19 protein-coding genes and 1 pseudogene are annotated in these 25,276 nt (G+C 66.0%); 8 read left to right on the top strand and 12 right to left on the bottom strand.

Translation table 11 applies throughout. The features are described 5' to 3' along the window. Positions 1-170: 170 nt before the first annotated feature. Complete coding sequence (locus KAJ83_RS06625; RefSeq protein ID WP_210681236.1) at positions 171-1,970, bottom strand: AMP-dependent synthetase/ligase; 1,800 nt, start codon at positions 1,968-1,970, stop codon at positions 171-173. Positions 1,971-2,106: 136 nt separating this feature from the next. Between KAJ83_RS06625 and KAJ83_RS06620 the strand changes: the two genes are divergently transcribed. The 6 genes and pseudogenes from KAJ83_RS06620 to KAJ83_RS06595 all read left to right on the top strand — a co-directional run bounded on the left by KAJ83_RS06620 (position 2,107) and on the right by KAJ83_RS06595 (position 9,745). Further along, on the top strand, positions 2,107-3,912 hold the full coding sequence (locus KAJ83_RS06620; RefSeq protein WP_210681235.1) for a M3 family oligoendopeptidase: 1,806 nt from the start codon (positions 2,107-2,109) through the stop codon (positions 3,910-3,912). Beyond that, the gene (locus tag KAJ83_RS06615) at positions 3,912-4,745 is read left to right on the top strand and encodes an alpha/beta hydrolase (protein ID WP_210681234.1); all 834 of its coding nucleotides are present in this window, start codon (positions 3,912-3,914) and stop codon (positions 4,743-4,745) included. The genes KAJ83_RS06620 and KAJ83_RS06615 overlap by 1 nt, the downstream gene beginning before the upstream one ends. 77 nt (positions 4,746-4,822) lie before the next feature. After that, a complete protein-coding gene (locus KAJ83_RS06610) occupies positions 4,823-6,157 on the top strand; it encodes an ABC1 kinase family protein (protein ID WP_210681233.1) in 1,335 nt (444 codons plus the stop codon). Positions 6,158-6,483: 326 nt separating this feature from the next. Continuing rightward, positions 6,484-7,680, top strand: a pseudogene (locus tag KAJ83_RS06605) (Re/Si-specific NAD(P)(+) transhydrogenase subunit alpha); the annotation flags it as partial. A gap of 223 nt (positions 7,681-7,903) precedes the next feature. Then, positions 7,904-8,329, top strand: a complete 426-nt coding sequence (locus KAJ83_RS06600) for an NAD(P) transhydrogenase subunit alpha part 2 (protein WP_210681231.1) — start codon at positions 7,904-7,906, stop codon at positions 8,327-8,329. Positions 8,330-8,353: 24 nt separating this feature from the next. Then, complete coding sequence (locus KAJ83_RS06595; RefSeq protein ID WP_210681230.1) at positions 8,354-9,745, top strand: NAD(P)(+) transhydrogenase (Re/Si-specific) subunit beta; 1,392 nt, start codon at positions 8,354-8,356, stop codon at positions 9,743-9,745. Positions 9,746-9,877: 132 nt separating this feature from the next. Here the strand turns inward: KAJ83_RS06595 and KAJ83_RS06590 are convergent, their stop codons facing one another. From KAJ83_RS06590 to KAJ83_RS06540, 11 genes are all read right to left on the bottom strand, one after another. Beyond that, positions 9,878-10,366 carry a GFA family protein gene (locus KAJ83_RS06590; RefSeq protein WP_210681229.1) on the bottom strand — a complete coding sequence of 163 codons (489 nt, stop codon included), beginning with the start codon at positions 10,364-10,366 and terminating at the stop codon, positions 9,878-9,880. Positions 10,367-10,369: 3 nt separating this feature from the next. Then, positions 10,370-10,855: a molybdenum cofactor biosynthesis protein MoaE gene (locus KAJ83_RS06585; RefSeq protein ID WP_210681228.1), complete on the bottom strand. Its 486-nt coding sequence runs from the start codon at positions 10,853-10,855 to the stop codon at positions 10,370-10,372. Positions 10,856-10,859: 4 nt separating this feature from the next. Continuing rightward, a complete protein-coding gene (moaD, locus tag KAJ83_RS06580) occupies positions 10,860-11,111 on the bottom strand; it encodes a molybdopterin converting factor subunit 1 (RefSeq protein WP_210681227.1) in 252 nt (83 codons plus the stop codon). Next, positions 11,108-12,454 (bottom strand): molybdopterin molybdotransferase MoeA, encoded by a 1,347-nt coding sequence (locus KAJ83_RS06575; protein ID WP_210681226.1) that lies wholly within the window; start codon positions 12,452-12,454, stop codon positions 11,108-11,110. Before KAJ83_RS06575 ends, moaD begins: the two co-directional genes overlap by 4 nt. A gap of 49 nt (positions 12,455-12,503) precedes the next feature. Beyond that, on the bottom strand, positions 12,504-12,998 hold the full coding sequence (mobB, locus tag KAJ83_RS06570) for a molybdopterin-guanine dinucleotide biosynthesis protein B (RefSeq protein ID WP_210681225.1): 495 nt from the start codon (positions 12,996-12,998) through the stop codon (positions 12,504-12,506). A 3-nt stretch (positions 12,999-13,001) separates the two neighbouring features. Next, complete coding sequence (gene pgsA / locus KAJ83_RS06565; RefSeq protein ID WP_210681224.1) at positions 13,002-13,562, bottom strand: CDP-diacylglycerol--glycerol-3-phosphate 3-phosphatidyltransferase; 561 nt, start codon at positions 13,560-13,562, stop codon at positions 13,002-13,004. A 144-nt stretch (positions 13,563-13,706) separates the two neighbouring features. Next, the gene (gene uvrC / locus KAJ83_RS06560) at positions 13,707-15,626 is read right to left on the bottom strand and encodes an excinuclease ABC subunit UvrC (protein ID WP_210681294.1); all 1,920 of its coding nucleotides are present in this window, start codon (positions 15,624-15,626) and stop codon (positions 13,707-13,709) included. Between the two features lie 441 nt (positions 15,627-16,067). Continuing rightward, the gene (locus tag KAJ83_RS06555; protein ID WP_210681223.1) at positions 16,068-16,853 is read right to left on the bottom strand and encodes an SDR family oxidoreductase; all 786 of its coding nucleotides are present in this window, start codon (positions 16,851-16,853) and stop codon (positions 16,068-16,070) included. Further along, positions 16,850-19,027, bottom strand: a complete 2,178-nt coding sequence (gene uvrB / locus KAJ83_RS06550) for an excinuclease ABC subunit UvrB (RefSeq protein WP_210681293.1) — start codon at positions 19,025-19,027, stop codon at positions 16,850-16,852. The genes KAJ83_RS06555 and uvrB overlap by 4 nt, the downstream gene beginning before the upstream one ends. A gap of 128 nt (positions 19,028-19,155) precedes the next feature. Beyond that, positions 19,156-19,773, bottom strand: coding sequence for a class D sortase (locus KAJ83_RS06545; RefSeq protein WP_210681222.1), 618 nt, complete (start codon positions 19,771-19,773; stop codon positions 19,156-19,158). Then, positions 19,770-21,938 carry a marine proteobacterial sortase target protein gene (locus KAJ83_RS06540; RefSeq protein WP_210681221.1) on the bottom strand — a complete coding sequence of 723 codons (2,169 nt, stop codon included), beginning with the start codon at positions 21,936-21,938 and terminating at the stop codon, positions 19,770-19,772. Before KAJ83_RS06540 ends, KAJ83_RS06545 begins: the two co-directional genes overlap by 4 nt. A 560-nt stretch (positions 21,939-22,498) precedes the next feature. On the opposite strand from KAJ83_RS06540, the gene KAJ83_RS06535 reads away from it, so the two are divergent. After that, positions 22,499-24,088, top strand: a complete 1,590-nt coding sequence (locus KAJ83_RS06535) for an ABC transporter substrate-binding protein (RefSeq protein ID WP_210681220.1) — start codon at positions 22,499-22,501, stop codon at positions 24,086-24,088. A 225-nt stretch (positions 24,089-24,313) separates the two neighbouring features. Next, positions 24,314-25,270: an ABC transporter permease gene (locus tag KAJ83_RS06530; RefSeq protein ID WP_210681219.1), complete on the top strand. Its 957-nt coding sequence runs from the start codon at positions 24,314-24,316 to the stop codon at positions 25,268-25,270. Positions 25,271-25,276: the final 6 nt, after the last annotated feature.

Genomic DNA, 25,276 nt, shown 5'->3' with positions numbered 1-25,276 from the left:
CGTGTTCGTCGCATGCGCGGGACCTTTCCGGACCCACGGAACCGGCGCGGTTTTAACGAGCGTGCGCGGGAAGGGCAATGTTTGAAATCATGGAACCCCGCGCCTTTCATGGCCAAGGCGTCGTGACGCCAGGGCACGGATCGCGCCGCCGGTCCGGCGGGCGCGTTCCCTCACCGCCCGTAAAGCGCTTCCAGCCGGTCCAGATAGTGCTGCTTGATGACGTGGCGCCGGATCTTCATCGAAGGCGTAAGCATCGCGTTCTCCACGCTGAAAGGCTCCTCCGCCAGGATCACGCGGCGCACCCTCTCGGTCACCGAAAGGTCCTTGTTGCAACGCTCGACCGCCGCCGCGACCGCCTTGTGAAGATCGGGATCGTCCGAAAGCTCGGCGAGATCGCCACTCGACTTCCCGTTCTCCCGCGCCCAGTTCCCGAGCCACTCCGCATCCGGCACGACGAGGCCGACGAGATGCGGGCGCTTGTCGCCATGGACCATGATCTGACCGATCTCCGGCGCCAGCGCCATCACCCCCTCGACCCGCTGGGGGGAGACGTTGTCGCCACCGGAATTGACGATGATGTCCTTCTTGCGGTCGGTGATGCGAAGATAGCCTTCATCGTCCAACTCGCCCACATCCCCGGTATGGAGCCAGCCGTCCTTCACGGTCTCCGCCGATTTCTCAGGCTGGTTCCAGTAGCCGAGCATGACGAGCTCGCCGCGCACCAGGATCTCGCCATCCTCCGCGATACGGACCTCCACGCCCTTAAGCGGCGGGCCGACGGTGTCGAGCTTGTTGTTGTGCGGCAGATTGACGGAGACGACGGGCGCGCTTTCCGTCTGGCCGTAGCCCTGCAGCACGCGCATCCCGAGCGCGATGAAGAACTTCCCCACATCGGGATTCAGCGGCGCCCCGCCGGAGACGAAGGCCTTCAACCGGCCGCCGAAACGGTCCTGGACCTTGCGCCGGACAAGCTTCGTCAGGACCGGATCGATCAGCCGGTCGCATAGCGTCATCGTACCGTCGTGACGACGGGTTCCGACCGCCACGGCCTTGTGCAGAAGCTTTTCCTTCAAGCCGCCAGCCTGGGCCGCGCCGTGCAGCACGCGCCCCCGGATCGATTCATAAAGACGCGGCACCGCGGTCATGATCGTCGGCCGCACCTCCGCGATATTCTGAACCAGCCGGTCCAGGCTTTCCGCGTAATAGACCTGGGCGCCGATCGACATTGGAATGAACTGGCCGACCGTATGCTCGTAGGAATGGCTGAGAGGCAGGAAGGAAAGGAAGACTTCCTCCCCTTCCGTCAAACCGGGCAGCGTGCGCAGGAAGTGATCCGCGCCCATGACGTTGCAGATCATGTTGCCATGACTCAACATCACGCCGGTCGGCGCGCCGCCGGTACCGGACGTATAGATGATGCAGGCCATGTCGGAGCGCGCGGGTTCCACCGCCCTTGCCCGGGCGCGCGCCGTCGCCTCGGCGCCCCGGTGTTGGGCCACCATGGCTTCGAAATCATGGACGGTAATGTTGTCCGGCACCTCGGCGAGCGGCTCCATCGCGATCACCGTGTCGATCCCCGCCTCGACGCAGGCCGGCAACAGACGCCGGGCGAGTTGACCGGTCGAGACGATCGCGATCCGCGCGCCGGAATCGCGCAACACATGGACATGGTTCTCGACCGTGTTGGTCGTGTAGGTCGGCACGGTGACACCGCCCGCCACCATGACGGCGAGGTCGGCGATGGTCCATTCCGGTCGGTTCTCCGCCACCAGGGCGACCCGGTCCCCGGATTCCAGTCCCCAGGAGTCCAGCGCGGCGGCGAACCCGGCGACGCGGGCCTCGACCTCCCGCCAGCTTTGTTCGCGCCAGACTCCATCCCGTTTCGCGATCAGATAGGGCCGCTCGTCATAGCGGTCGGCTTGGGTGAAGAACAGCTCCGGCAAGGTGCGGAGCGCCCCATAATCGATCATGCGCGTTTCCTCGATCCCTGGTCCATGGGCGCCGTTCGTCCGGCGTCCTCGTCGGTCGCGTACCGTTTCGGTCATTGCCGGGCCCGGTCCCCTCGACCATATTCGACCGGCACGTCAGGTCAGGAGATATAGGATCATGCCCGATACCGCCACCGCATCCGGCGAAATTCCCACGGACGAGAACGGCTTGCCCCTGTGGAATTTGGACGATCTGTACCCGGGTGTCGACTCGGACGCGCTGGCGCGCGACTTCGAGGCGCTGGAGAAGGATGCCGGCCGTTTCGCGGAGGCGCATGCGGGGAAGCTCGCCGAGCTCGACGGCAATGCGCTGGCCGGGGCCGTCGCGGAATATGAGCGGATCGAGGAGATCATGGGCCGGATCGGCAGCTATGCCGGTCTGATGCATGCGGGCGACGTCTCCGACCCGGAGGTCGGACGCTTCTATCAGAACACGATCGAGCGGCTGAACGCGATCAGTTCGACGCTCCTGTTCTTCCAACTCGAAATCAACCGGATCGACGAGGAGGACTTGGAGGCGAAGCTGGCGGAGAGCCCGGCGCTCGCCCACTATCGCCCCTGGATCCGTGACAGCCGCGCGATGCGGGGATACGAACTCGACGACGAGATGGAGAAGCTGCTGCTGGAGAAGGCGGTCGCGGGGCGCGGCGCCTGGACGCGGCTGTTCGACCAGACCCTGGCGGGACTGCGCTTTCCCTATCGGGGAGAGATGCTGACCAACACCGACATCCTCCACCTGATGAGCGATCCGGACGGAAGCGTGCGCCGCGACGCCGCCCGCTCCCTCGGCGAGACGCTGGGGGAGAACATCCAGCTTTTCAGCCTGATAACCAATACGCTGGCCAAGGACAAGGAAGTGGAGGATCGCTGGCGCGGCTTCGCCCGCCCGGTTTCCAGCCGCAACCTCGCCAATTTCGTCGAGGACGAGGTGGTCGATGCGCTGGTCCAGTCGGTGCGCGAGGCCTATCCCCGCATCTCCCACCGCTATTACAAGCTGAAGGCCCGCTGGATGGGAGCGGAGACACTGGATTATTGGGACCGCCTCGCCCCGCCGCCACAGGACGACGACCGCACGATCGAATGGGACCAGGCGCGCGAGACCGTGCTGTCCGCCTATGGCCGCTTCGACCCGGCCATGGCCGATCTGGGCAAGCGCTTCTTCGATAATGGCTGGATCGACGCCCCCCCGCGCCCGGGCAAGGCCGGCGGCGCCTTCGCCCATCCGACGGTGCCGAGCGCGCATCCCTATCTCCTGCTCAACTTCAAGGGCAAGGCGCGGGACGTCATGACGCTGGCCCATGAGCTGGGGCACGGCGTCCATCAGGTCCTGGCCGGCAAACAGGGTCAATTGATGGCGGATACGCCGCTGACGCTGGCGGAGACGGCCTCCGTCTTCGGCGAGATGCTGACCTTCCAGTCGATGCTGGCCGGGACGGAGGATCCGAAGCGCCGGCGCGCGCTGCTGGCCAACAAGATCGAGGACATGATCAACACGGTCGTGCGCCAGATCGCCTTCTTCGAGTTCGAACGACGAATCCACGACGCCCGGCGCGACGGTGAATTGACGGCGGACCGCATCGGCGAAATCTGGATGGAGTGTAGTCGGGAGAGCCTTGGCGACACCTTCCGCTTCGGCGCGGAATACGCCAATTTCTGGGCCTATATCCCGCATTTCATCCATTCGCCTTTCTATGTCTATGCCTATGCCTTCGGCGATTGCCTGGTGAACTCTCTCTATGCCCTCTATGAAGGCGGCCATCCGGATTTCCAGAAGAAGTATCTGACGATGCTGGAAGCCGGCGGGACGCTCCGGCACAAGGACCTGCTGGCGCCCTTCGGCCTCGACGCGTCCGACCCCGCCTTTTGGAACCAGGGGCTCGGCGTCATCGAACGCTTCATCGACGAGTTGGAAGCGACCTTCTGATGCCCGATGCAGGTGGGGAGATCGGGTTGGAGGTCCTGCGCGCGCGTTCACCCGAAGGGATGCCGGCGCATGAGACGCCATTGCTGTTCCTTCATGGCGCCTTCGCCGGGGCGTGGTGCTGGTCGGAAAGCTTCCTGCCCGGCTTCGCGACCCAGGGGTGGGATTGCACCGCTTTCTCCTTCCGTGGCCATGGGGAGAGCGGTGGGCGCTCGACACTCGACGAATTCGGGATCGCGGATTATGTCCGCGATCTCTCCTCCGTGATCGCGGACATGGACCGGCCGCCGATCCTGGTGGGCCATTCCATGGGCGGGTTCGTCGCCATGCGCTATCTGCAGGAGGCCGGGCCCGCCCGGGTGGCGGGGCTGGCATTGCTCGCCTCCGTGCCGCCCGGCGGACTTTGGGGGGCGAGCCTCAGCATGATGACCTTCCAGCCGAATCTCTTCTACGAGATCAGCCAAATCCAGGGTGGCCATCCGAGCGCCACCAATCTGCGCACGCTCAAGACCGCGCTCTTCACGCCCGATACGCCGGACGGGGCCGCCGCCATCTACTATGCCCGCATGAACGGCGAGAGCCGGCGCGCGGTGCTTGAACTCAACAGCACCGCGCGGATCGACGCGGCCGCGATCGCCGGGCTGGTCCCGACCCTGGTCCTGGGGGCGGAGAAGGATGCGCTGATCCCGCCCGCCTATGTCCGCGCGACGGGCCGCGCGCTCGGCAGCCGTGCGGATATCCTGCCGGGCATCGGCCATGGCATGATGCTGGGCCGCGACGCGCATGTGACCGCCGGGCGTCTGGCGCGATGGCTGGCGGAATGCGGTTTCGCCTGAATCGGCCCCTGCCCTGTTGAACCTGTGGGCCGGATCATACGTATCGGGGGGACAGGAGCGAGGAGCCATGCATCCCCATGACGGATGAAAACACATTCTACGGCCAGGCCAAGCGCTATGCCCGCGTCGGCACCGCCATGGCGGGGATCGGCGCGCGGCTGGGCGCGTCGCGCTATCTGGGGCGCACGCTCGACAATTCGAAATACGCGGCCGAACTGACCCAGGCGCTGGGCGGCCTCAAGGGGCCGGTAATGAAGGTGGCGCAGATCCTGGCCACCATTCCCGACGCGATCCCGACGGAATATGCGGACGAGCTGCGCCAACTCCAGACCAACGCGCCGCCGATGGGCTTCCCCTTCGTGCGCCGCCGAATGCGGGGCGAGCTGGGAGAGAAGTGGCAGACCCGTTTCAAGCGCTTCGAGCGCGATGCCGCGCACGCCGCCTCCCTCGGCCAAGTGCACAAGGCATGGCTGGAGGACGACACGCCGGTCGCCTGCAAACTGCAATATCCGGAGATGGGATCGGCGATCGAAAGCGACCTGAAGCAACTCAAGCTGATCTTCTCGATCTATAAGCGCTATGACGACGCGATTTCCACCCGCCGCATCTATGAGGAACTCTCCGAACGGCTGCGCGAGGAACTGGATTACGAGCGCGAGGCCCGCGCCATCGCGCTCTACGACCTGATGCTGGCGGACGTGCCGGAGGTTACGGTCCCGACCACGGTGCCGGACCTCTGCACCAAACGGCTGCTGACCATGCATTGGCTCTCCGGCAGGCCGCTGATGGATTTCCGGGACGCCGAGCCGGAGACGCGCAACGCCATCGCCCGATCGATGTTCAAGGCCTGGTACACGCCCTTCTATTATTACGGCGTGATCCACGGCGATCCGCACATGGGCAATTATCAGGTGCGCGACGATTTCGGCATCAACCTGCTGGACTTTGGCTGCATCCGAATCTTCCCCGCCCGCTTCGTGGAAGGGGTCATCGAACTCTATCACGCGCTCGACCAGGACGACATGGAGCGAGCCGTGTACGCGTACGAATGCTGGGGATTCGAGAGGATCGACCATGATTTGTTGGAAATTCTGAATATCTGGGCCCGCTTTCTCTATAAGCCCTTGATGCAGGACTCGGTGCAACGAATCCAGGATCAGGAATCCGGTCGCTACGGCGCGGAGGTCGCGGCCAAGGTGCACAAGGAGTTGAAACGCGTCGGCGGGGTCGAACCGCCCCGGGAGTTCGTCCTGATGGACCGCGCGGCGATCGGGCTCGGATCGGTCTTCATGCATCTCAGGGCCGAGATAAACTGGCACCGGATGTTCCACGATCTGATCGCCGATTTCGATCCGAAGCGGCTGGAGGCACGGCAAGCGGAAGCGCTGCGAACGGTGGGGCTTTCATCCTGACGCAAGGTGGGCCAATCCCCCCCGCGCCCCATGCCGCCCGCCCTCTCGGCACGTACGACGCGTACGGCTTCTCCGTGCCCTATTGTCGCCTTTTTTCCGCCACCCCCTTGGCACATGCGCGCGAAGCCCTTAATTAACTTCTTGCCATTACGCCGCCCTAACGGGATAGGCTCGGGAGGGAGTAAACTCTATTACGACGGTCGGGCCGGCCAACAAGCCGCGCGACCCGAGGAACATCATCGAGGGCACCCGACCATCGGGCCGCCGACGAACAACGGCAGATAAGGGACGGGGCGCCACGGCATAGCCTCGCGAACGGACGCACCATGAAGATCGCCATTCTAAAGGAGCGGCGAGCGCACGAGTTGCGCGTCGCCGCCTCGCCCGACAGCGTTAAGAAATTCATCGATCTGGGCTGCGAGGTCACGATCGAGACGGGGGCCGGCACGGGCGCGGCCCTGCATGATACGGCCTTCGAGGAGGCGGGCGCCAGGATCGCCAAGGATCCCGCCGCCACCGTCAAGGGCGCCGACGTGGTCCTGAAGATCCAGCGTCCGACGGCGGAGGAGATCGGCCTCTTCGCCAAGGGGCAGACCCTGCTCTGCCAGGCGAACGCGCTGACCGAGCCGGCGTTGATGACGCAACTGGCGGAAAAGGGCGTGCGCCTCTTCGCCATGGAACTGGTGCCGCGCATCACCCGCGCGCAATCCATGGACATCCTCTCCAGCCAGGCGAACATGGCGGGTTACAAGGCGGTGCTGGACGCGGTTCAGTATTTCCCGCGCGCGCTGCCGATGATGTCGACGGCGGCCGGCCGCATCAATCCGGCCAATGTCTTCGTCATGGGCGTCGGCGTCGCCGGGCTGCAGGCGATCGCCACCGCGAAGCGCCTGGGCGCCGTGGTCCATGCCACCGACGTGCGGCCCGACACCAAGGAGCAGGTCGAATCGCTGGGCGGCAAGTTCCTGGCGGTCGAGAACGAGGAGTTCCAGCAGGCGCAGGCCGACGGCGGTTACGCCAAGGAGATGTCGGACGACTACAAGAAGCAGCAGGCGGACCTGATCGCGAAGGAAATCCAGAAGATGGATATCGTGATCACCACCGCCCAGATTCCGGGCCGCAAGGCGCCGGTGCTGGTCACCGAGGATCATGTGAAGTCGATGAAGCCGGGCGCGGTGATCGTCGATCTCGCGGCGGAAAGCGGCGGCAACTGCCCGCTGACCGAATTCGGCAAGGTGGTGGAGAAGCACGGCGTGACGCTTATCGGCCATCCGAACGTCCCCAGCCGCCTTGCCGAGGCGACGAGCCAGCTTTTCGCGCGCAACCTGCTCAATTTCCTCACCCCCCTGATCGACAAGGAGACCAAGGCGCTCAAGATCGATCACGAGGATCAGGTCGTGCAGGGCACGCTGGTTTGCGAAGGCGGTAGGATCGTCCATGAGCGCGTGTCCGATGCCGCGAAGACGACGGGCAAGGAACCGACGGGCAAGAAAGCATCCGCCAAGAAGGCCGGCGCGAAGAAGACCGGCGCGAAGAAGGGCGCGGCCAAGAAATCGACCGCCAAGAAGACCTCGTCAAAAGCATCGGCGGCGAAGTCGGCCGAGACCAAGCAGCCAGAGCCGGCCAAGCCGGATGCGGCCGCCGGCGCCGGGCAGGAAACGAAGGCCCCGGCGGGCGCGGTGAGCAAGACGACGAACGCCACCGACAGCGCCGGCGACGCCGACAGCAGCAAGGAGGGCTGAGGCGATGGACAAGCAGCAGCTTTTACAGCAGGCGCAGAGCCTGCAGGAGGAGGCCCGGACACTCGCCGAGAAGGCGGGGGAACTGGCCTCCCAGGCGGCCCAGATGGCGCAGCCCGCGGCCGAGGCCGCGGCCGCCGGCGGCGGTCACACGCCGTTCATCTTTCTCTTCACCGCCTTCGTGCTGGCCTGCTTCGTCGGCTATTACGTGGTCTGGTCGGTGACGCCCGCGCTGCACTCGCCCTTGATGGGTGTCACCAACGCGATCTCGTCGGTGATCATCGTCGGGGCGCTGATCGCGGCCGGCCCGGAAGGGTCGGACATTTCCAAGATTTTCGGCTTCGTGGCGATCGTGCTCGCCAGCGTGAACATCTTCGGCGGCTTCCTGGTAACGAACCGGATGCTGGGGATGTTCAGGAAGAAGCAGAAGTAACGGCACACGGAAGGGAGCTAAGCCATGCAGTGGGCTGGATTCGCCTACCTCGTCGCCGCAATCTGCTTCATCATGGCATTGCGCGGCCTCAGCCATCCGGAAAGCGCCCGGAACGGCAATCGCTTTGGCATGGCCGGCATGGCCATCGCCGTCATCACCACGATCCTGATGCCGAACGTGGTCAGCTATGAATGGATCATCGCCGGCATCGTCATCGGCGGCGTGATCGGCGCGGTGATCGCCAAGAAGATCGTGATGACCGCCCTGCCGCAACTCGTCGCGGCCTTCCATAGCCTGGTAGGCTTGGCCGCGGTCTTCGTGGCCGCCGCCGCCTTCTACAATCCGGGCGCCTACGATATCGGCACGGCCGGGCACATCGCCGTCGCCTCGCTGATCGAGATGAGCCTCGGCACCGCCATCGGCGCCGTGACCTTCACCGGCTCGGTCGTCGCCTTCGGCAAGCTGCAGGGCGTCTTCGGCTCCAAGCCGCTGGTCTTTCCGGGGCAGCATCTGCTGAACGCCGCGCTCGGCCTGTTGTTGCTGGGCTTGGTCGTCTGGTTCTGCATGGTGCAGGAGCCCTGGGTATTCTGGGCCATCGTGCTGCTGAGCTTCGCGATCGGCCTGCTCCTCATCCTGCCGATCGGCGGGGCGGACATGCCGGTCGTCGTCTCGATGCTAAACAGCTATTCCGGCTGGGCGGCCTGCGGCATCGGCTTCACGCTGGCCAACACGGCGCTGATCATCACCGGCGCGCTGGTCGGCGCCTCGGGCGCGATCCTCAGCTACATCATGTGCAAGGGCATGAACCGATCGATCTTCAACGTGATCCTGGGCGGCTTCGGCGGCGAGAGCGGCGGAGGCGCCGGCCCCGCGGGCGACGACGACCGGCCGGTCAAGTCCGGCGGGCCGGAGGACGCGGCTTTCATGATGAAGCAGGCGGAAAGCGTTATCATCGTCCCCGGCTACGGCATGGCCGTGGCCCAGGCGCAGCACGCGCTGCGCGAGATGGCGGAACTGCTGAAGTCGAACGGCGCGCAGGTACGCTATGCCATTCACCCGGTCGCGGGCCGCATGCCGGGACATATGAACGTGCTGCTGGCGGAAGCCAATGTCGATTACGACGACGTGCTGGAACTGGAGGAGATCAACCGCGACTTCTCCAGCACCGACGTGGTCTTCGTCATCGGCGCGAACGACGTCACCAACCCGGCCGCCAAGACCGACCAAGCCTCGCCGATCTACGGCATGCCGATCCTCAATGTCGAGGAGGCGGAGCAGGTGCTGTTCGTGAAACGCTCCATGTCGCCCGGCTATGCCGGCGTGCAGAACGAGCTGTTCTTCCGCGACAACACCACCATGCTCTTCGGCGACGCCAAGAAGATGTGCGAGGACATCGTGAAGGCGTTGGAGCGGTAAGGGACCTTCCCGAACGGCGGACCCTGATCAAAAGCCCCGGCGCCCGCATGGCGCCGGGGTTTTTCCTTGCACGGCCATATCACTTGCACGGCCTTCATATAAATCGGAACCGGAAGGGAGGGCGTGCCTTACTTACCCCTCCAACCCCAACCGCTCGTGCCAGGCCGCCAGCGACTCGTCGGGATAGCCCTCGAAACTCTTGTCCTTCGGGGCCACCGCCGGTTCCGCCCAAGGGGCCTTCGATCCCAGCATCAGATGCACATGCTCCGGCGGGGTGGGAAGCGGCGTATCGATGGCCGAGGCATGGGGGTGGATCAGGTCCGGCCAGCGCGGGTCCCAGCCCCAGAGTTGAGAACCACACCGCTTGCAGAAGCTGCGCGCCATCGGGCTTTCGCCGGTGACGGCCCCGGTGTCGTCACGCAGGACCGCGCGATAGCGGGTGATGTTCTCCTCCCCCGACACCTGCAGGCTGTCCGCGACGCCGCCGATATTGATGGCGAAGCCGCCGGCCCCGGCCGTCTTGCGGCAAATCTCGCAATAGCAGCGCGCGAAAGGCACCGGGTGCGGCGCTTCCAGCGCGAAGGTGACCGCGCGACAATGGCAGGACCCTTCCAGGTGCATGGGTCATCCTTCCTTTCCGTCCACCGCCGCCCAACGGGCCGCAGCGGCATCGTCGCTTTCCCGCGCCTCGACCCAACGGGCGGCACCCTCCGCGCTCTCCTCAACCTTCCAGAAGGGCGCCTTGGTCTTCAGCCAGTCGATCAGGAAATGACACGCCTCGAAGGCGGCCTCGCGGTGCGGGCTGGCGGTCGCGACCAGGACGATCCGGTCGCCCGGCTCCAGCCGTCCATGACGATGGACGACCAGCGACGCCTCCAGCGGCCAGCGCCGATGCGCCTCCGCGTCGATCGCCGCCAACTGCTTCTCCGTCATGCCGGGATAATGTTCGAGGGTCATGGCGCTGACCCCCTCCGACGCGCCCGCGCCCTCGTTCATGTCGCGCACCAGCCCGACGAAGGAACATATCCCCCCGATCCGGTGATTGCCCGCGCCCAACGCCGCCAGTTCGGCGCCGACGTCGAAATCCTCCCGCTGCACCCGGATTGCCAAGGGCTCAGCCCCCCGTGACCGGCGGGAAGAAGGCCACCTCGTCGCCCGCCTTCACCGGCGCGTCGAGATCGGCATAGTCCTGATTGACCGCGAGCTTGATGGCGTCGAGGTCGCGGAAGGCGATCTCGTACCCCTCGCCCCGGCCCTTGAGCCAGGTGACGAGGCCGCGCGCATCGGCGATATCGGCGGGGAGGTCGATCGTTTCCTCCCCGACGCCGATCTTCTGGCGCAACCAGGCGAAATAGAGCAGTTTCATCGCAACACCTCGCTGAATGGCAGGAAGGCCACCGTCTCACCCTCCTCCAGATGGGTGCGATCCTCCGCCACGTCCACGAAACCGTCCGCCCCGACGAGGGAGGACAGCATGGCGGAACCTCCCTTGCCGTGCCGCCGCGCGACCGGCAGGGCCATGGCCGAGGCGGTGGGCGCCCCTTCCAACGATCCGGCGGTGGACGGCGTCTCCAACGCGACGCGCAGATATTCGCGCCGCCCCGCCTTCTTCTTGTACGCGAAACCGAGGGTCACGGGAAAGCATCGCGGTTCCGTCACCCGCTCTCCCTGCAGCGCGCGCAGCATCGGGCGCGCCAGAAGGACGAAGGTGGTCAGCGCCGCCACCGGATTGCCCGGCAGGCCGACGAAGGGCGTGTGCCCGCCGCTCCCGTCGGGCAGCATCCCCATGCCGACGGGGCGCCCCGGCTTGATCGCGATACGCCAGAAGGAAAGCCGCCCCAGCGCCTCGATCGCCGCGCGGACATGATCCTCCTCCCCCATCGACATACCGCCCGTGGAAAGGATCGCATCCGCCTCCCGCGCGGCGGCCGTCATGGTGCCCTCGATCGCCGCGCGCCGGTCCGGCAGGATGCCGAGATCGCGCACGTCGAACCCCAACCCGCGCAACGCGGAGCCGATCATATAGCGGTTCGAATCATAGAGCTTGCCCGGCGCGAGCGGACCGCCGGGTACCGCCACCTCGTCGCCCGTGGAGAAGAGCGCGACCCGAAGCGGGCGACGCACCGGCACACGATCCAAGCCGAGTGCCGCGAGGAGCCCAACCTCCGGCGGGGAAAGTCGAACCCCTTCCCGAAGCGCGATCGATCCGGCCGCCACATCCTCCCCCGCCCGGCGGAGATTGGCACCGCGCGCCAGACCGGCGGGCAGGGTGACGCGCTCCACCCCATCGATGCCGGTTTCCACGCGCGCGTCCTCAACCATCATCACGGTATCGGGGACGGCGGCACTTTCGTCCTCCCCATGAGGGATGGGCGCGCCGGTGAAGATGCGCACCGCCTCCCCTCGCCGCTGGGGCCGCCCCAGGGGATGACCGGCGGCGACCCGCCCGGTCACGGGCAGCGCCACCTCCCCCCCGACGGGAAGGTCGTCGGCATGAAGCGCGAAGCCGTCGACCGCCGCGTTGTCATAGGGCGGCACGTCGACCCGCGCCGTCACGTCCGCCGCCAGCACGCGCCCGGCCGCGCGGTCGAGCGGCACCGTCTCCTCCCCCGCGACCGGCCCGATCCGCGCCAACAGACGGGCACGCGCCTCCTCCACCGTGACCGGCGGCCCGTCGAAAGCGAAGCAATCGTCGGTCAATCGTGCCATTGCCGTCCCGTGCGAACCTGTCCGAGATAACTCCCGATAAAACCCGTCTTTAGCGACGGAGCCACTCGGCGATGAAGGCGCTCACCGTCGGCACATCGTCCAGCGGAAGCAGAGGAACGGTCAAGCCATCGATCGCCTCGTCGCTGATGACGGCCATGACATGCGGGTCCTCGCGCGCGATCAGGGGTTTTCCCACGCTCGGCCTGTGAACCTCGATCTTCGGGTGGGCGCCGTGCTTCCAACCCTCCACCAGAACCAGATCGACGGGATCGAGCTTCGCCAGAAGGTCGTCGAGGCCCGGCTCCGCATCCCCGCGATGCTCGTGCATCAGGGCCCAACGCTGGGCGGAACCGACCAGCACCTCCCGCGCGCCGGCATGGCGATGCTCGTAGGAATCCTTGCCGGGCGTATCGACATCGAAGGCGTGGTGGGCGTGCTTGATGGTGGAAACACTGAGGCCACGCGCGGTCAAGGCCGGGATCAGCTTGACCGTCAGCGTCGTCTTGCCGCTGCCGCTGAAGCCGGCGATACCGAGGGCCTTCACGACTTATTCCTCCGTCATATGCCGCAGGCCCGCGCGCAGGTAATCGACGGCGGTCACCAGCGTCAGCGCCGCCGCGAGCCATACCAGAACCTCCCCGATCAACTGCGAGGGGATGATCGCGGGCGAGGCCGGCCCGACCAGCAGGAAACCGAAGGCCAGCATCTGGATCGTCGTCTTCCATTTGGCGAGATTGGAAACCGGCACGCCGACCCGAACCCCGGCCAGGAATTCCCGCAAACCGGACACGGTAATTTCCCGCAACAGGATGATCAGCCCCGGCACGACGATCGCCCCCGAAAGCCCGCCGACCGCCACCAAGAGCAGGATAATCGCGGCGATCAGCAACTTGTCCGCGATCGGATCGAGGAACCGGCCGAGCGGCGAGACCAGGTTCATCTGGCGCGCGACATAGCCATCGAAGAAATCGGTGATGCAGGCCAGCGCATAGAGCCCGAAGGCTGTCCAGCGCGCCCAATCCGCCTCGAAGAAGAAGAACAAGGCCACGATCGGCACGATCACCGCGATCCGAAACAGGGTCAGCAGATTGGGAAGATTGAACAGCATGGCGGGGCGGGAACCCTCCCGGTCTGGCGGTCTGGCGATCCGAATGACGCCGGAGATTAGTACAAGTGCCGCGCCGCGCGTGCAATCGGTGGTCGTCGGCGGGGCTGGTCGAAAGATATAGGTGGGAAGGCGGAGGGTCCTCTTTCACCCCTCCGGGTGAAAATGATCGTAGATCTTGCGGGCGACCGTCTCCGAAATGCCCTCCACCCGCGCGATATCGGTGACCCCGGCGCGGGCAACCGCCTTGGCGGAGCCGAAATGGAGCAGCAGCGCCTTCTTGCGCTTCGCCCCGATGCCCGCCACGTCGTCGAGGGGGGAGGCGGTCGCCCCCTTCGCCCGGCGCACGCGGTGGGAGCCGATGGCGAAGCGGTGCGCCTCGTCGCGCAGCCGCTGGATGAAATAGAGCACCGGATCGCGCGGCGGCAGCATGATGGGTTCGGTCGCGCCGGGCAGGATGATCCGCTCCCGGCCGGCCTCGCGCTCCGGCCCCTTGGCCACGGCCATCACCGGCACCTCGGCCTCCAGGCCCAGTTCCTCCAGCACGGAAAGCACGCTGGAAAGCTGGCCCTTCCCACCGTCGACCAGGACGAGGTCGGGCCAGTTCGTGCTCTCCCGCTCCGGGTCCTCCTTCAGCGCGCGCCCGAAACGCCGCTCGAACACCTCGCGCATCATGGCGTAGTCGTCCGCGTCCAGGTTCCCTTCCGCGTCGGACGGCGCGGTGCCGGAGCGGATATTGAACTTGCGATATTCCTTCTTCTGGAACCCGTCGACGCCCGCGACGATCATGCCCCCTACCGGCTTGGTCCCGCCGGTATGGCTGTTGTCATAGACCTCCACCCGCTCGATCCCGGCGCCCAGCCCGGCAAGTTCCGCCAACCCGTCGAGCAGCTTGCGCTGGCTGGCGCTCTCGGCCAGGCGGCGCTCCAGGGCCTCGCGCGCATTGGTGGTCGCATGATCCACCGCCTTGCGCCTCGCGCCGCGCACCGGCACCGCGATCTCCACCTTGCGCCCGGCCTTAAGCGCCAGCGCCTCCTCGATCAGGGCACGCTCGGCCGGCTCGTGGCTGAGCAACACCAGCTTCGGCGGAGGCCGATTTTCATAGAACTGGCCGAGGAAGGCGGCGATCAACTCGCCCCGCTCCATCTTACTGTCGTGACTTGGGAAATAGGCGCGGTTCCCATTGTTCCGCCCACCGCGGTAAAAGAAGGCCTGGATGCAGGTTTGGCCGCCCTGGCTCTCAAGCGCCACCACGTCGGCATCCGCGATCCCCTCGATATTGATGTCCTGCTGGGCGTGGACATGGGCGATCGCGCGAATCCGGTCGCGCAGCATCGCGGCGCGCTCGAATTCCAATGCCTCTGAGGCCGCCTGCATCTCCGTCACCAGATCGTCGTGAATCTCCTTCCCACGACCGGATAGGAACGCCTTGGCCTGCGCCACGTCGCGAGCATAGGTCTCGCGGTCGATGCGCCCGACGCAAGGGGCGGAGCATCGCTTGATCTGATATTGCAGGCAGGGGCGGCTGCGATTCTCGAACACCGAATCCGAGCAGTTCCGCAACAGAAAGGCGCGTTGCAACATGTTGATCGTGCGATTGACCGCGCCGGCGGAGGCGAAGGGCCCGAAATACTCCCCTCCCTCCCGGCGGGCGCCACGATGCTTCAGGATCTGCGGATAGTCGTGGTCGGTGCGGATCCAGATATCGGGGAAGGTCTTGTCGTCGCGCAGCAGCACATTGTAGCGCGGCGCGAGACGTTTGATCAGGTTGTTCTCAAGCAGCAGCGCCTCGACCTCGCTGCCCGTCGTCACGAACTCCATCGTGGCGGTCTCGGCCACCATGCGCTGGAGACGGATCGGCAGGCGCTCCGGCCGGGCATAGGTCGCCACCCGTTTCCTCAGGCTGGAGGCCTTACCGACATAGAGCGGCTCCTCCTTGGCATTCAGCATGCGATAGACGCCGGGGCCGGTACCGAGCCGGTCGAGATAGCCCCGGATCACCGCCGCGCCGGCCTCCAGGCGCGACAACCCCGCCGCCTCCGGCGCGCCGGAGGCGCTTCGGCCCATATTGGACGGGCCGGCTTCCCGGTCTCTGTCGGCCTTGCCGCTCGTCATGCCTCTGCGGTCCCTAACCCATTCGACGCGGCCTGTTCGCCGCCCTCGGCGCCGTTCTTCCAGATATCCACGATTCCTGTGGATAAGCCTGTGCACAACCTGGGGCTCGAAAGCAGCAGCCCCAGAATCCTAGGGGTTTCCACCAGTTTGCCGACTTTTTGGGCAATACGCTCTAACTGTTTGTTTTCACTCAATATTACTGGTAACCTTTTCTTAACATATTGCATTCGCATAGCTCTGGACATTATTTCGTGAACCGAAACTATAGTAAATCCGTCTTGTGCAAAACTTTTTGCCCTCCCGCCATGTGAGAGAGAATCTCCTGCCGGAACAGTCTTTTATGCTCCATTCCCACGATTCGAGATTAAACCCGTGTTTCAACGGAGACCCGATTCACTCCACCGGCGCCGTCCCGTCACTGTCCTGACGCCAGCCCAGATGCTCCCCCCCGTCGAGCGCCAACATCTGCCCCGTGACGGCGCGCGCACGCGCCAGGAATAGGACCGCCTCGGCGATTTCCGACGCCCGCGTGCGCCGGGCGAGAGGAACGCCACGCCACTGCGCCTCGAAATCGGCGGGGCTCTGCCGTGGCCCCTGCAGCGTGGGGCCCGGGCCGACCGCATTGACCCGGATTCGCGGCGCCAACGCCAATGCCATCTGCCGCGTCGCCGTCCACAGGGCCGTCTTTGAGGCGGTATAGGCCGGGAAATAAGGGGTCAGGTTCCAGACGCGCTGGTCGATGATATTGACGACCGTTCCCCCCGCGTCCTTCGGCAGCGCGCGCGCGAACTCCTGCATCAGCACGAGGGGCGCGCGGAAATTGATCGCCATATGGCGGTCGATCTCCCCCTCCGTCGTCTCGCGCCAGTCAGGCCCCTCGAAGATCGCGGCGCTGTTGACCAGCAGACCGAGCGGCCCCACCGCCGCGACCGCCGCACCGATCAAGGCGCGCGTCTCCGCCGGATCGGCAAGATCGGCACGCACCGGCACCACCGTCCGACCGCTGGCCGCTGCGATTTCCGCGCAGGCTTCGTCCGCCTCCTCGGAGGAGCCGTGGTAATGCAGCGCGACCCGCCAGCCATCGGCTGCCAATCCGTCGCACACGGCCCGCCCGATACGCTTCGCCCCCCCCGTCACCAGCGCGGTGCGGGGAATCGCGGGATCGACATCGTCGGTCATCGTCCCCGCGCCTTCCGGCCCTTGGTGGATTTCCGGCCTTTCGCCCCCTTGCCCTTCGGCACGGCATCCGGGTTACGCGCGATCAGCTTGGCGGCGATATCGGGATCGAGCGGCGCCTGATGCGCCGGCATTTCCAGATCATAGGCTTCGAGGCGCTTGATCTCGTCGCGCATATGCGCCGCCGTCTCGAACTCCAGATCGGCCGCCGCCTGGCGCATCCGGATTTCCAGATCGCGGATATATTGCTTCAGATCGACGCCGACCAGATGCGACTGCGCCTCGTCCCCGGTGGCCACCGTCACCCGGTCGCGCTCATAGACGCTTTCAAGGATATTGCCGATCGACTTGCGCACGCTTTCCGGCGTGATGCCGTGCTCCTCGTTATAGGCCTGCTGCTTCTCGCGCCGCCGGTTGGTCTCGTCGATCGCGTATTGCAGGCTGTCGGTCATTCGATCGGCATAGAGGATGACACGGCCGTCCACATTGCGCGCCGCCCGTCCGATCGTCTGGACCAGCGACGTCTTGGAGCGCAGGTACCCCTCCTTGTCCGCGTCCAGGATCGCGACGAGGGAGCATTCGGGAATGTCCAGCCCCTCGCGCAGAAGGTTGATACCGACCAGGATATCGAAGGCGCCAAGGCGCAGATCCCGGATGATCTCGATCCGCTCCAGCGTATCCACGTCGGAATGGAGATAGCGGACCTTCAACCCCGCCTCTCCCATATATTCGGTCAGATCCTCCGCCATGCGCTTGGTCAGCGTCGTGACCAGCACCCGCTGGCCAAGCTCGACCCGCTTGCGGCACTCGTCCAGCAGGTCGTCCACCTGATGCTCCGTCGGGCGGATGTCGCAGAGCGGATCGATCAGCCCGGTCGGGCGGACCACCTGTTCGACGATGACGCCGCCGGTACGCTCCAGTTCCCACGGGCCGGGCGTCGCGGAGACATAGATCGTCTGCGGACGCATGGCGTCCCATTCCTCGAACTTGAGAGGACGGTTGTCGATACAGGACGGCAGACGGAAGCCATATTCCGCCAGGGTCGACTTGCGCGCATAGTCGCCCCGGAACATGCCGCCGATCTGGGGCACGGTGACGTGACTTTCGTCCACCACCAGCAGCGCGTCGTCCGGCAGGTATTCGAACAGCGTCGGCGGCGGTTCCCCCGGGTTTCGGCCGGTCAGGTAGCGCGAATAATTCTCGATCCCCGCGCAGGAGCCGGTGGCCTCCAACATCTCCAGATCGAAGGTGGTGCGCTGATCGATGCGCTGCGCTTCCAACAGGCGGCCGGCCGCCTCGAACGCGCCCAGCCGCTGCTTCAGCTCCACCTTGATCTTTTCCGACGCCTGACGAAGCGTCGGTTTCGGCGTGACATAGTGGGAGTTCGCGTAGATCCGCGCCTCCTCCAGCGCATCCCGCTTCTCGCCGGTCAGCGGGTCGAACTCGTGGATCGCGTCGACCTCGTCCCCGAAGAAGCTGAAGCGCCAGGCCGTATCCTCATAGTGCGCCGGGAACACCTCGATCGTATCGCCGCGCACCCGGAAGGTCCCGCGCTGGAAATTATTGTCGTTGCGCTTGTACTGAAGCTCCACCAGCGCGCGCTGGAAGTCGCGCACGTCCAGGCGCTGGTTCAGCTTCACCGCCACGATCATGTTGGAATAGGTCTCGGGCGAGCCGATACCGTAGATGCAGGAGACCGAGGCGACGATGATCACGTCCTCGCGCTCGAACAGCGCGCGGGTCGCGCTGTGGCGCATGCGGTCGATCTGCTCGTTTATCGAGCTTTCCTTCTCCACGAACGTATCCGTGCGCGGCACATAGGCTTCGGGCTGGTAGTAGTCGTAATAGGAGACGAAATACTCCACCGCGTTATTCGGGAAGAAGCTCTTCATCTCGCCATAGAGCTGGGCGGCAAGCGTCTTGTTCGGCGCCAGCACCAGCGCCGGACGCTGCACCGTCTGGATCGTATGCGCGATGGTGAAGGTCTTGCCCGAGCCGGTGACCCCCAGCAGGACCTGATCACGCTCCCCCTCGTTGACGCCCGCGACCAGTTCCCGGATCGCCTTCGGCTGATCGCCGGCGGGGGAATAGTCGGACTGGATTTCGAAGCGGCGGCCGCCTTCGGACAAGGGCCGGTCGACCGCCTTGGAAAGCTTGGCGGCGCGTCCTTCCGGCATCGGCGGCTTGAGATCGAGGGTGCTGTCGGCCATGCCGCCTATATAGCGCTTGGCGAGGCTCGGGAACAGGCCCCCCGGGAGAACAAACACGAACGAACGGACGGGGGCGGGTGGCGATCAGGGCGCCTTCACGGCAAATCCGGACTGGCCACGCGCGCGGCCGGCCAGGCGGTGACCACATAGCGCTCGTTGGTGAGCGCCGCCGAGGATTCGAACGGCCAGCAGGTAACGAGGACCAGCGCGTCCGGATCCTCCGGTACCCGCAGCGTTCGGGCATCCGCGACCCGGGTGCGCGTCACGATATAGCGGCGCGGCAACCTGTCGGTGCCGGTATAGGTCAGTTTCGTGCCGGGCTCGATGCGCTCCAGGAAACGGAAATGGGTATCGCGATGGCCGAACAGGATCGTCGGCTTCAACGGCCCCGCGCCGGACAGCCGGGCCGGCCCGAAGGCCAGCACCCGGGCGCTGGCGCCGTCCAGGACATAGCGCACGATGCCGAGATCCGGCGCGCTCAACACCGCCACCGGCCGGCCGTCGGCCCAGGGCCAGGGCGGCGGCGCGGGCTCGCCCGGCGTGGCGCTTTCCCAGGCATGCTCGATCATCACCGGCGCCGCCCAGGCCTTGGCCCAGAGCAACGCCGGGCGCCACAGGCTGACGACCCCACCAACGATCGCGAGCATCGCGAGCCCGATCCCGACACGACGCATCATCGTCACGGTCATGGTCACCACCTTTCGCCCCATCATGCCGCTTCCCCCGCCTTCCGGCGCGGCCGCAGCGCCAGCAACAGCACCAGGCCGATCAGGATGAGCCCGACCCCTTGCGCCACTGGCCCGGTCAGATCGCCGAGGCCGGTCGCCGGCCCCCCGATGCTGAGGCTCGCCTGACGCATGGCGGACCGGGTATCACCGTCCACCGGATCGGCGCCGGTATCCTCCACGCCCGGACGGGCCGGATCGTGGAGGCGCTCGACCGCGACGAAGCTGGTCCAGCGACTGGCGAGCCCATGGGCGAGCGCGGTTTGCAGCACCGCCTCGCGCACCGCGGCTTCGTTCGCGCCGAGCGGCAGACGATCCATCAGGGCCGCGATCCGCTCCCGCCCCCAATGGCGGGCGACACCTTCCGCCGACCGGAAGTCCTCGGCCGGCAAGGTGATCGAGAAGGGTTGGGATCCCCGCGCGCCGGTCACCATCAAGGCACGCGGCATGCGCTCCAGCTTGATCGCGAAATTCACCGGCTCGCCCTGATAGAGATCGGGCAGGCGACTGGGATAGCGGATCACCGCGCCGGGATCGCCCACCGTCATCAGCGAGAGTTCGGTCCAAGCCGGCCGGCCGATCCGGTTATAGAAATCCGCCATGCGCGCGCCGGCCTCGGACGCATCGTCGATGCGCAGCGTGGCCCCCCGCCCGAAGGCGGCGGCCTTGCGCAGGAACCAGTCGTTCGGAGCCGGCCCCAAGCCGATCGTGAAGAGCCGCGCCTGATCGAGCGACCGGGCGACGTCGGCGAACAATTCAACCTCGTTGCCGACCGCGCCGTCGGTCAGGAAGACGATCTGACGCAGCATGCCGGGCAGCGCCGGATCGGACAGCGCGGCATTGAGCGCGGGGCGCATCTCCGTCCCGCCCTCGGCCTCCAGATGCGCCAACAGGTTGCGCGCATGGCGCCGATTGTCGTCGGTCGCGGGCCGGGGTTCGCCGAAGAGACGGCTGAATTTATCGGAAAACCGGATGATGTCGAACCGATCGCGGGTATGCAGCCCCTCGACCGCGCGGGCGAGCGCGCCAACCGCCTGCGCGATCGACTCCCCATGCATCGAGCCGGAGGTGTCGAGCACGAAGGTGACGTCTCGCGGAGCCTCCGCCCCGATCAGGCTATCGGCCGACGGCGGCAGGATCTGCCCCATCAGATAGATGCCGTCGGCACGCTTCTCGACGAAGACCTGGGCCGCCGGCGCATCGCCCGCCCGCGCCCGCCAACGCAGCACCACGTCACGCGCCGCCGTCACCGGGCCGTCGGCGAAACGCAGGATATAGCTGCCGCCGTCGCGCGCCTCCGCCGTCCGGTCCACCTTGATATCGTGGCTGGGGGAATCGACCTCGGCGAGCGCCGCGCCGGGCCGCAGCCGCACCAGCATATCGAGCGCATGGCCGCCGGTGCGCATCGTCTCGGAGCCGACGCCGGCGTTCTGCGAGATATCGATCGCCTCGGCGCCGGAAACATAGTCGGCGAAGCGTCGCCACAGCTCCTCCTCCGGCGCGCTTACAGCGACATCGAGGTCGGGCATGTAACGGCGCGTGACGACCTGGGGTAGAACGAGTTCGAACCCGTCGCCAACACGCTTGGCGGTCTGCTGGAAGGCAAGTTCGACCGTGACGGTCGCGCCGGCCGGCACATTGGCGAAGCGGGTGGTGAAGAGATTGGGGCGCTGCTGCTCGACGAGACCGGCATTGGCGCCCTCGCGCTTGGCGGTCTCGTAGATCTGGCGCGCGCTTTCCCGCTCGCGCACGACCCCCTCGATGACGCGATCGCCGACATGGATGGTCATCGCGTGCAGCGCGGCATCGGCCGGCAGGGGAAAGAGATAAACGGCCTCGTCGCTCGCCGCGCCCTCGTTCATGAAAACCTGGCGCAGGCGGGTCTCCGCCAAGGGGCCCATAACGTCCGTCGCCATGCGCGCGGAAACAAGACGCGCGCCCACAGCCTCCCCCGAGCCATTTCCAAGCAGGAGGGTGCTATCCGATTGGGAAGAGCCCCCTTCCACCCGCGGCCCGGCCTCGGCCAGGTGTTCCTGACTCGCGGCCGCCTGCACGAAGGCCACCATCCACATCACGAGCGCGGCCGACATCAGGAAGGCCGCCAGCGAAAGTCGCGCCAAGCTGCGCGCCGATTGAATATTGCGCACGGTCATCGGTTCCGTCTCCGACTCCGATCCTCGCGCCCCTCCGACGGAAGGGCTCATGGCGCGTATTCAAGCCCGGCAATAGGGCCCGAGCCGGGACGGAAGACGGGTGTTTTCCGGGCACGAATGGGGCGGAAATAGGGCCTCCGGCCCCACGCCACGAACGACCGCCCCGCCCAAAGAACAACTTATGGCTAGGATAAGTCCCGATGCGGGAACGACTTTCCGTCCTGTTTTTGGTTGGAGTTTACGGGCGTCCATGTTCTGATGCGCGCATTCACGACGATGCGAAGCAGGTTCACGGCCCAGCAGAAGGCCGGCCTGAATAAAGATGCGTCGCGACGAACAGGGACTCTCGACCGTCAATGACGGCTACACACCGAGCGGGCCGCCCTCATCCGGGGCGCGCCATATCGAGCGAACCGATCCGGGCCGCGTACCGGCCCGTAGCGGACGCAGCGTTCCGCGCGAGTCCGGAAATCCGCCGGTCGTCCGGCTTTTCGGCCCGCCTGTCGCGCGAAACGTCCGCCCATCGCCTTAACCACGCTTCATAACAGGAGAGTGAGATCATGACGTTCAAGGAACTCCAACGGCTTTACGCGACCAAGCGGATCAATCGACGCGATTTTCTCGCCGGCGCCGCCGCGATCGGCGCGCTCGGCGCGGCCAGCACGGTCGGCCTGCCCTTCCCGGCGATGGCCGCGCCCTCGAAGGGCGGCCATATGCGCATCGGAATGGGCACCGGCTCGACCTCCGACACGCTCGACCCCGCGACCTTCGACACGACCTTCAACCAGGTGCTCGGCTACGGCACGCTGCGCAACTCACTGACCGAGGTCACGCCGGACGGTCAGCTCGGCCCGGAACTGGCCGAAAGCTGGGAGGCGAGCCCGGACGCCAAGGTCTGGACCTTCAAGCTGCGCGAGGGCGTCGAATTCCATAGCGGCAAGACGATGACGGCCGCCGACGTGATCGCCTCGATCAACCATCACCGCGGCGAGAACAGCCAGTCGGCCGCCAAGCCGCTGCTGGCCGCGATCGAGGACATCAAGGCCGACGGGGACTACACGGTCGTCGTGACGCTGTCCGCCGGCAATGCCGACTTCCCCTTCTATATGACGGACTATCACCTCGCGATCCTGCCGTCCGACGGTGAAGGCAATGTGGACGCGACCTCGGGCGACGGCACCGGCCCCTACAAGCTCGAAGCCTTCGAGCCGGGCGTCAGCGCCATGACCTCGCGCTTCGAGAATTACTTCAAGGGCGACGACCGGCAGCATCTCGACTCCTTCGAAATGCTGGTTTTGACCGACACGGCCGCGCGGACCAACGCGATGACCACGGGCGAGATCGACTATATGGAGCGCGCGGACCTGAAGACGGTTCATCTGCTCAAGAACCGCCCGGGCGTCGAGGTGCTGGAAGTGACCGGCACCCAGCACTACACCATGCCGATGCTGACCGACGTCGACCCCTTCAGCAGCAACGACACGCGTCTGGCGCTGAAATACGCGATCGACCGCGAGGATCTTCTGGCGAAGGTGTTGCGTGGCTATGGCGCGGTCGGCAACGACCACCCCATCGCCACCGCGAACCGCTATCACGCGGATATCGAGCAACGCGCCTACGATCCCGACAAGGCGAAGTTCCATGCCAAGAAGGCCGGCCTGGAGAATGTCGAGATCAATCTGAGCGCGGCCGACGCCGCCTTCGCCGGCGCGGTCGACGCGGCCGTCCTGTTCAAAGAGCATGCCGCGGCCGCCGGCATCAACGTCAATGTCGTCCGCGAGCCGAATGACGGCTACTGGTCGGATGTCTGGATGAAGAAGCCCTTCTGCATGTGCTATTGGGGCGGCCGTCCGACCGAGGATCAGATGTTCACGACCGCCTATGCCGAGGGTGTTCCGTGGAACGACACCAATTGGTCGAACGAGCGCTTCAACAATCTGCTGACGGAGGCACGCGCCCTGCTGGACGAAGCGCGCCGCGCCGAGATCTACGCCGAGATGCAGCAGATCGTGCGCGACGACGGCGGGACGATCGTTCCGCTGTTCGCCAGCTATGTCGATGCGCATACCGACGGCCTGGCGCACGACACGGTCGGTGCCAACTACGCGCTCGACGGTTTCAAGATCGCCGAGCGGTGGTGGAAGGCGTAAGCGTCTGAAGCGGACCGGCGCCGCCTCTCTCCATTGATCATGGGGAGGGGTGGCGCCGATCTTCGGTCGCCCCATCACCCAAGGGGCATGATATGGGCGCGGGCCGCCATGGGGGGCCTCGCGACGGCGGAACCGGCGATCGCCGGAACGGACAATCCGGTAGGAGCACATCGGATCCGTCGATGCGGGGCGAGACGGTCGGCCCGGGGGGACAGTGACAGATCCATGAGCGCAATCCTGACAATGATCGGCCAGCGTCTCGCCTTGGGGCTTTTGACGCTCTGGGTCGTGACCATGATCATCTTCCTGGCGGTCGAACTCCTGCCCGGGGATTTCGCGCAGGCCCTGCTGGGTCAATCCGCCACCGACGAGACGGTCAACGCGATCCGTCAGAACCTGGGCTTGGACAAGCCGGCGGTCGAGCGCTACTTCATCTGGCTCGGCGACGTGCTTCAGGGTGATTTCGGGCGGTCCCTCGCGAGCGAGCGGCAGATTTCCGAGTTGGTCGGCCCCCGCGTCTACAACACCCTCTTCCTCGCCGCCTACGCCGCCTGCATCGCGGTGCCGATCGCGCTGACGCTCGGCATCCTGGCGGCGCTCTATCGCAACAGCGCCTATGACCGGGGAGTCAATGTCGGGGCCTTGGCCGCGATCTCCTCGCCGGAATTCTTCGCCGCCTATATCCTGGTTTATTTCTTCGCGGTCCAGAACGCCTGGTTCCCGTCGATCGCCCGATTGAACGAGACGACGACCTTCACCGACCGTCTTTATATGTTGTTCCTGCCGGCGGTGACGCTGACGCTCGTCACCATGGCGCACATGATGCGCATGACGCGGGCGGCGATCATCAATCTGATGGCCAGCCCCTATATCGAGATGGCGCGGCTCAAGGGCATCCCGCGCGGCCGCATCATCGTCCGCCACGCCCTGCCGAACGCGCTGTCCCCGATCATCAACGTGGTGGCGATCAACCTCGCCTATCTGATCGTCGGCGTCGTGGTGGTCGAGGTGGTGTTCGCCTATCCGGGCCTGGGCCAGCTTTTCGTGGACAGCGTGGTGAAACGCGACATGCCTGTCGTCCAGGCCTCGGCGCTGGTCTTCGCGGTTACCTATATCCTGATGAATCTCAGCGCGGACATTCTCTCGATCCTGAGCAACCCGCGCCTGTTGCATCCACGGTAAGGGGGA

Source organism: Marivibrio halodurans, assembly GCF_017963645.1.
GTDB lineage: Bacteria > Pseudomonadota > Alphaproteobacteria > UBA8366 > Aestuariispiraceae > Marivibrio > Marivibrio halodurans.
This window is presented reverse-complemented; position numbering and strand designations above follow the sequence as displayed.

Excerpts from the sequence above, each read along its gene's own strand:
- KAJ83_RS06535 (WP_210681220.1), top strand. The coding sequence starts at position 22,499 with ATGACGTTCAAGGAACTCCAACGGCTTTACGCGACCAAGCGGATCAAT.
- KAJ83_RS06625 (WP_210681236.1), bottom strand. The coding sequence starts at position 1,970 with ATGATCGATTATGGGGCGCTCCGCACCTTGCCGGAGCTGTTCTTCACC.
- KAJ83_RS06615 (WP_210681234.1), top strand. The coding sequence starts at position 3,912 with ATGCCCGATGCAGGTGGGGAGATCGGGTTGGAGGTCCTGCGCGCGCGT.
- KAJ83_RS06545 (WP_210681222.1), bottom strand. The coding sequence starts at position 19,773 with ATGATGGGGCGAAAGGTGGTGACCATGACCGTGACGATGATGCGTCGT.
- KAJ83_RS06575 (WP_210681226.1), bottom strand. The coding sequence starts at position 12,454 with ATGGCACGATTGACCGACGATTGCTTCGCTTTCGACGGGCCGCCGGTC.
- KAJ83_RS06620 (WP_210681235.1), top strand. The coding sequence starts at position 2,107 with ATGCCCGATACCGCCACCGCATCCGGCGAAATTCCCACGGACGAGAAC.
- uvrB (WP_210681293.1), bottom strand. The coding sequence starts at position 19,027 with ATGCCGGAAGGACGCGCCGCCAAGCTTTCCAAGGCGGTCGACCGGCCC.
- KAJ83_RS06530 (WP_210681219.1), top strand. The coding sequence starts at position 24,314 with ATGAGCGCAATCCTGACAATGATCGGCCAGCGTCTCGCCTTGGGGCTT.
- moaD (WP_210681227.1), bottom strand. The coding sequence starts at position 11,111 with ATGAAACTGCTCTATTTCGCCTGGTTGCGCCAGAAGATCGGCGTCGGG.
- KAJ83_RS06540 (WP_210681221.1), bottom strand. The coding sequence starts at position 21,938 with ATGACCGTGCGCAATATTCAATCGGCGCGCAGCTTGGCGCGACTTTCG.
- pgsA (WP_210681224.1), bottom strand. The coding sequence starts at position 13,562 with ATGCTGTTCAATCTTCCCAATCTGCTGACCCTGTTTCGGATCGCGGTG.
- KAJ83_RS06610 (WP_210681233.1), top strand. The coding sequence starts at position 4,823 with ATGACGGATGAAAACACATTCTACGGCCAGGCCAAGCGCTATGCCCGC.
- uvrC (WP_210681294.1), bottom strand. The coding sequence starts at position 15,626 with ATGGGCCGAAGCGCCTCCGGCGCGCCGGAGGCGGCGGGGTTGTCGCGC.
- KAJ83_RS06590 (WP_210681229.1), bottom strand. The coding sequence starts at position 10,366 with ATGCACCTGGAAGGGTCCTGCCATTGTCGCGCGGTCACCTTCGCGCTG.
- KAJ83_RS06600 (WP_210681231.1), top strand. The coding sequence starts at position 7,904 with ATGGACAAGCAGCAGCTTTTACAGCAGGCGCAGAGCCTGCAGGAGGAG.
- KAJ83_RS06595 (WP_210681230.1), top strand. The coding sequence starts at position 8,354 with ATGCAGTGGGCTGGATTCGCCTACCTCGTCGCCGCAATCTGCTTCATC.
- KAJ83_RS06555 (WP_210681223.1), bottom strand. The coding sequence starts at position 16,853 with ATGACCGACGATGTCGATCCCGCGATTCCCCGCACCGCGCTGGTGACG.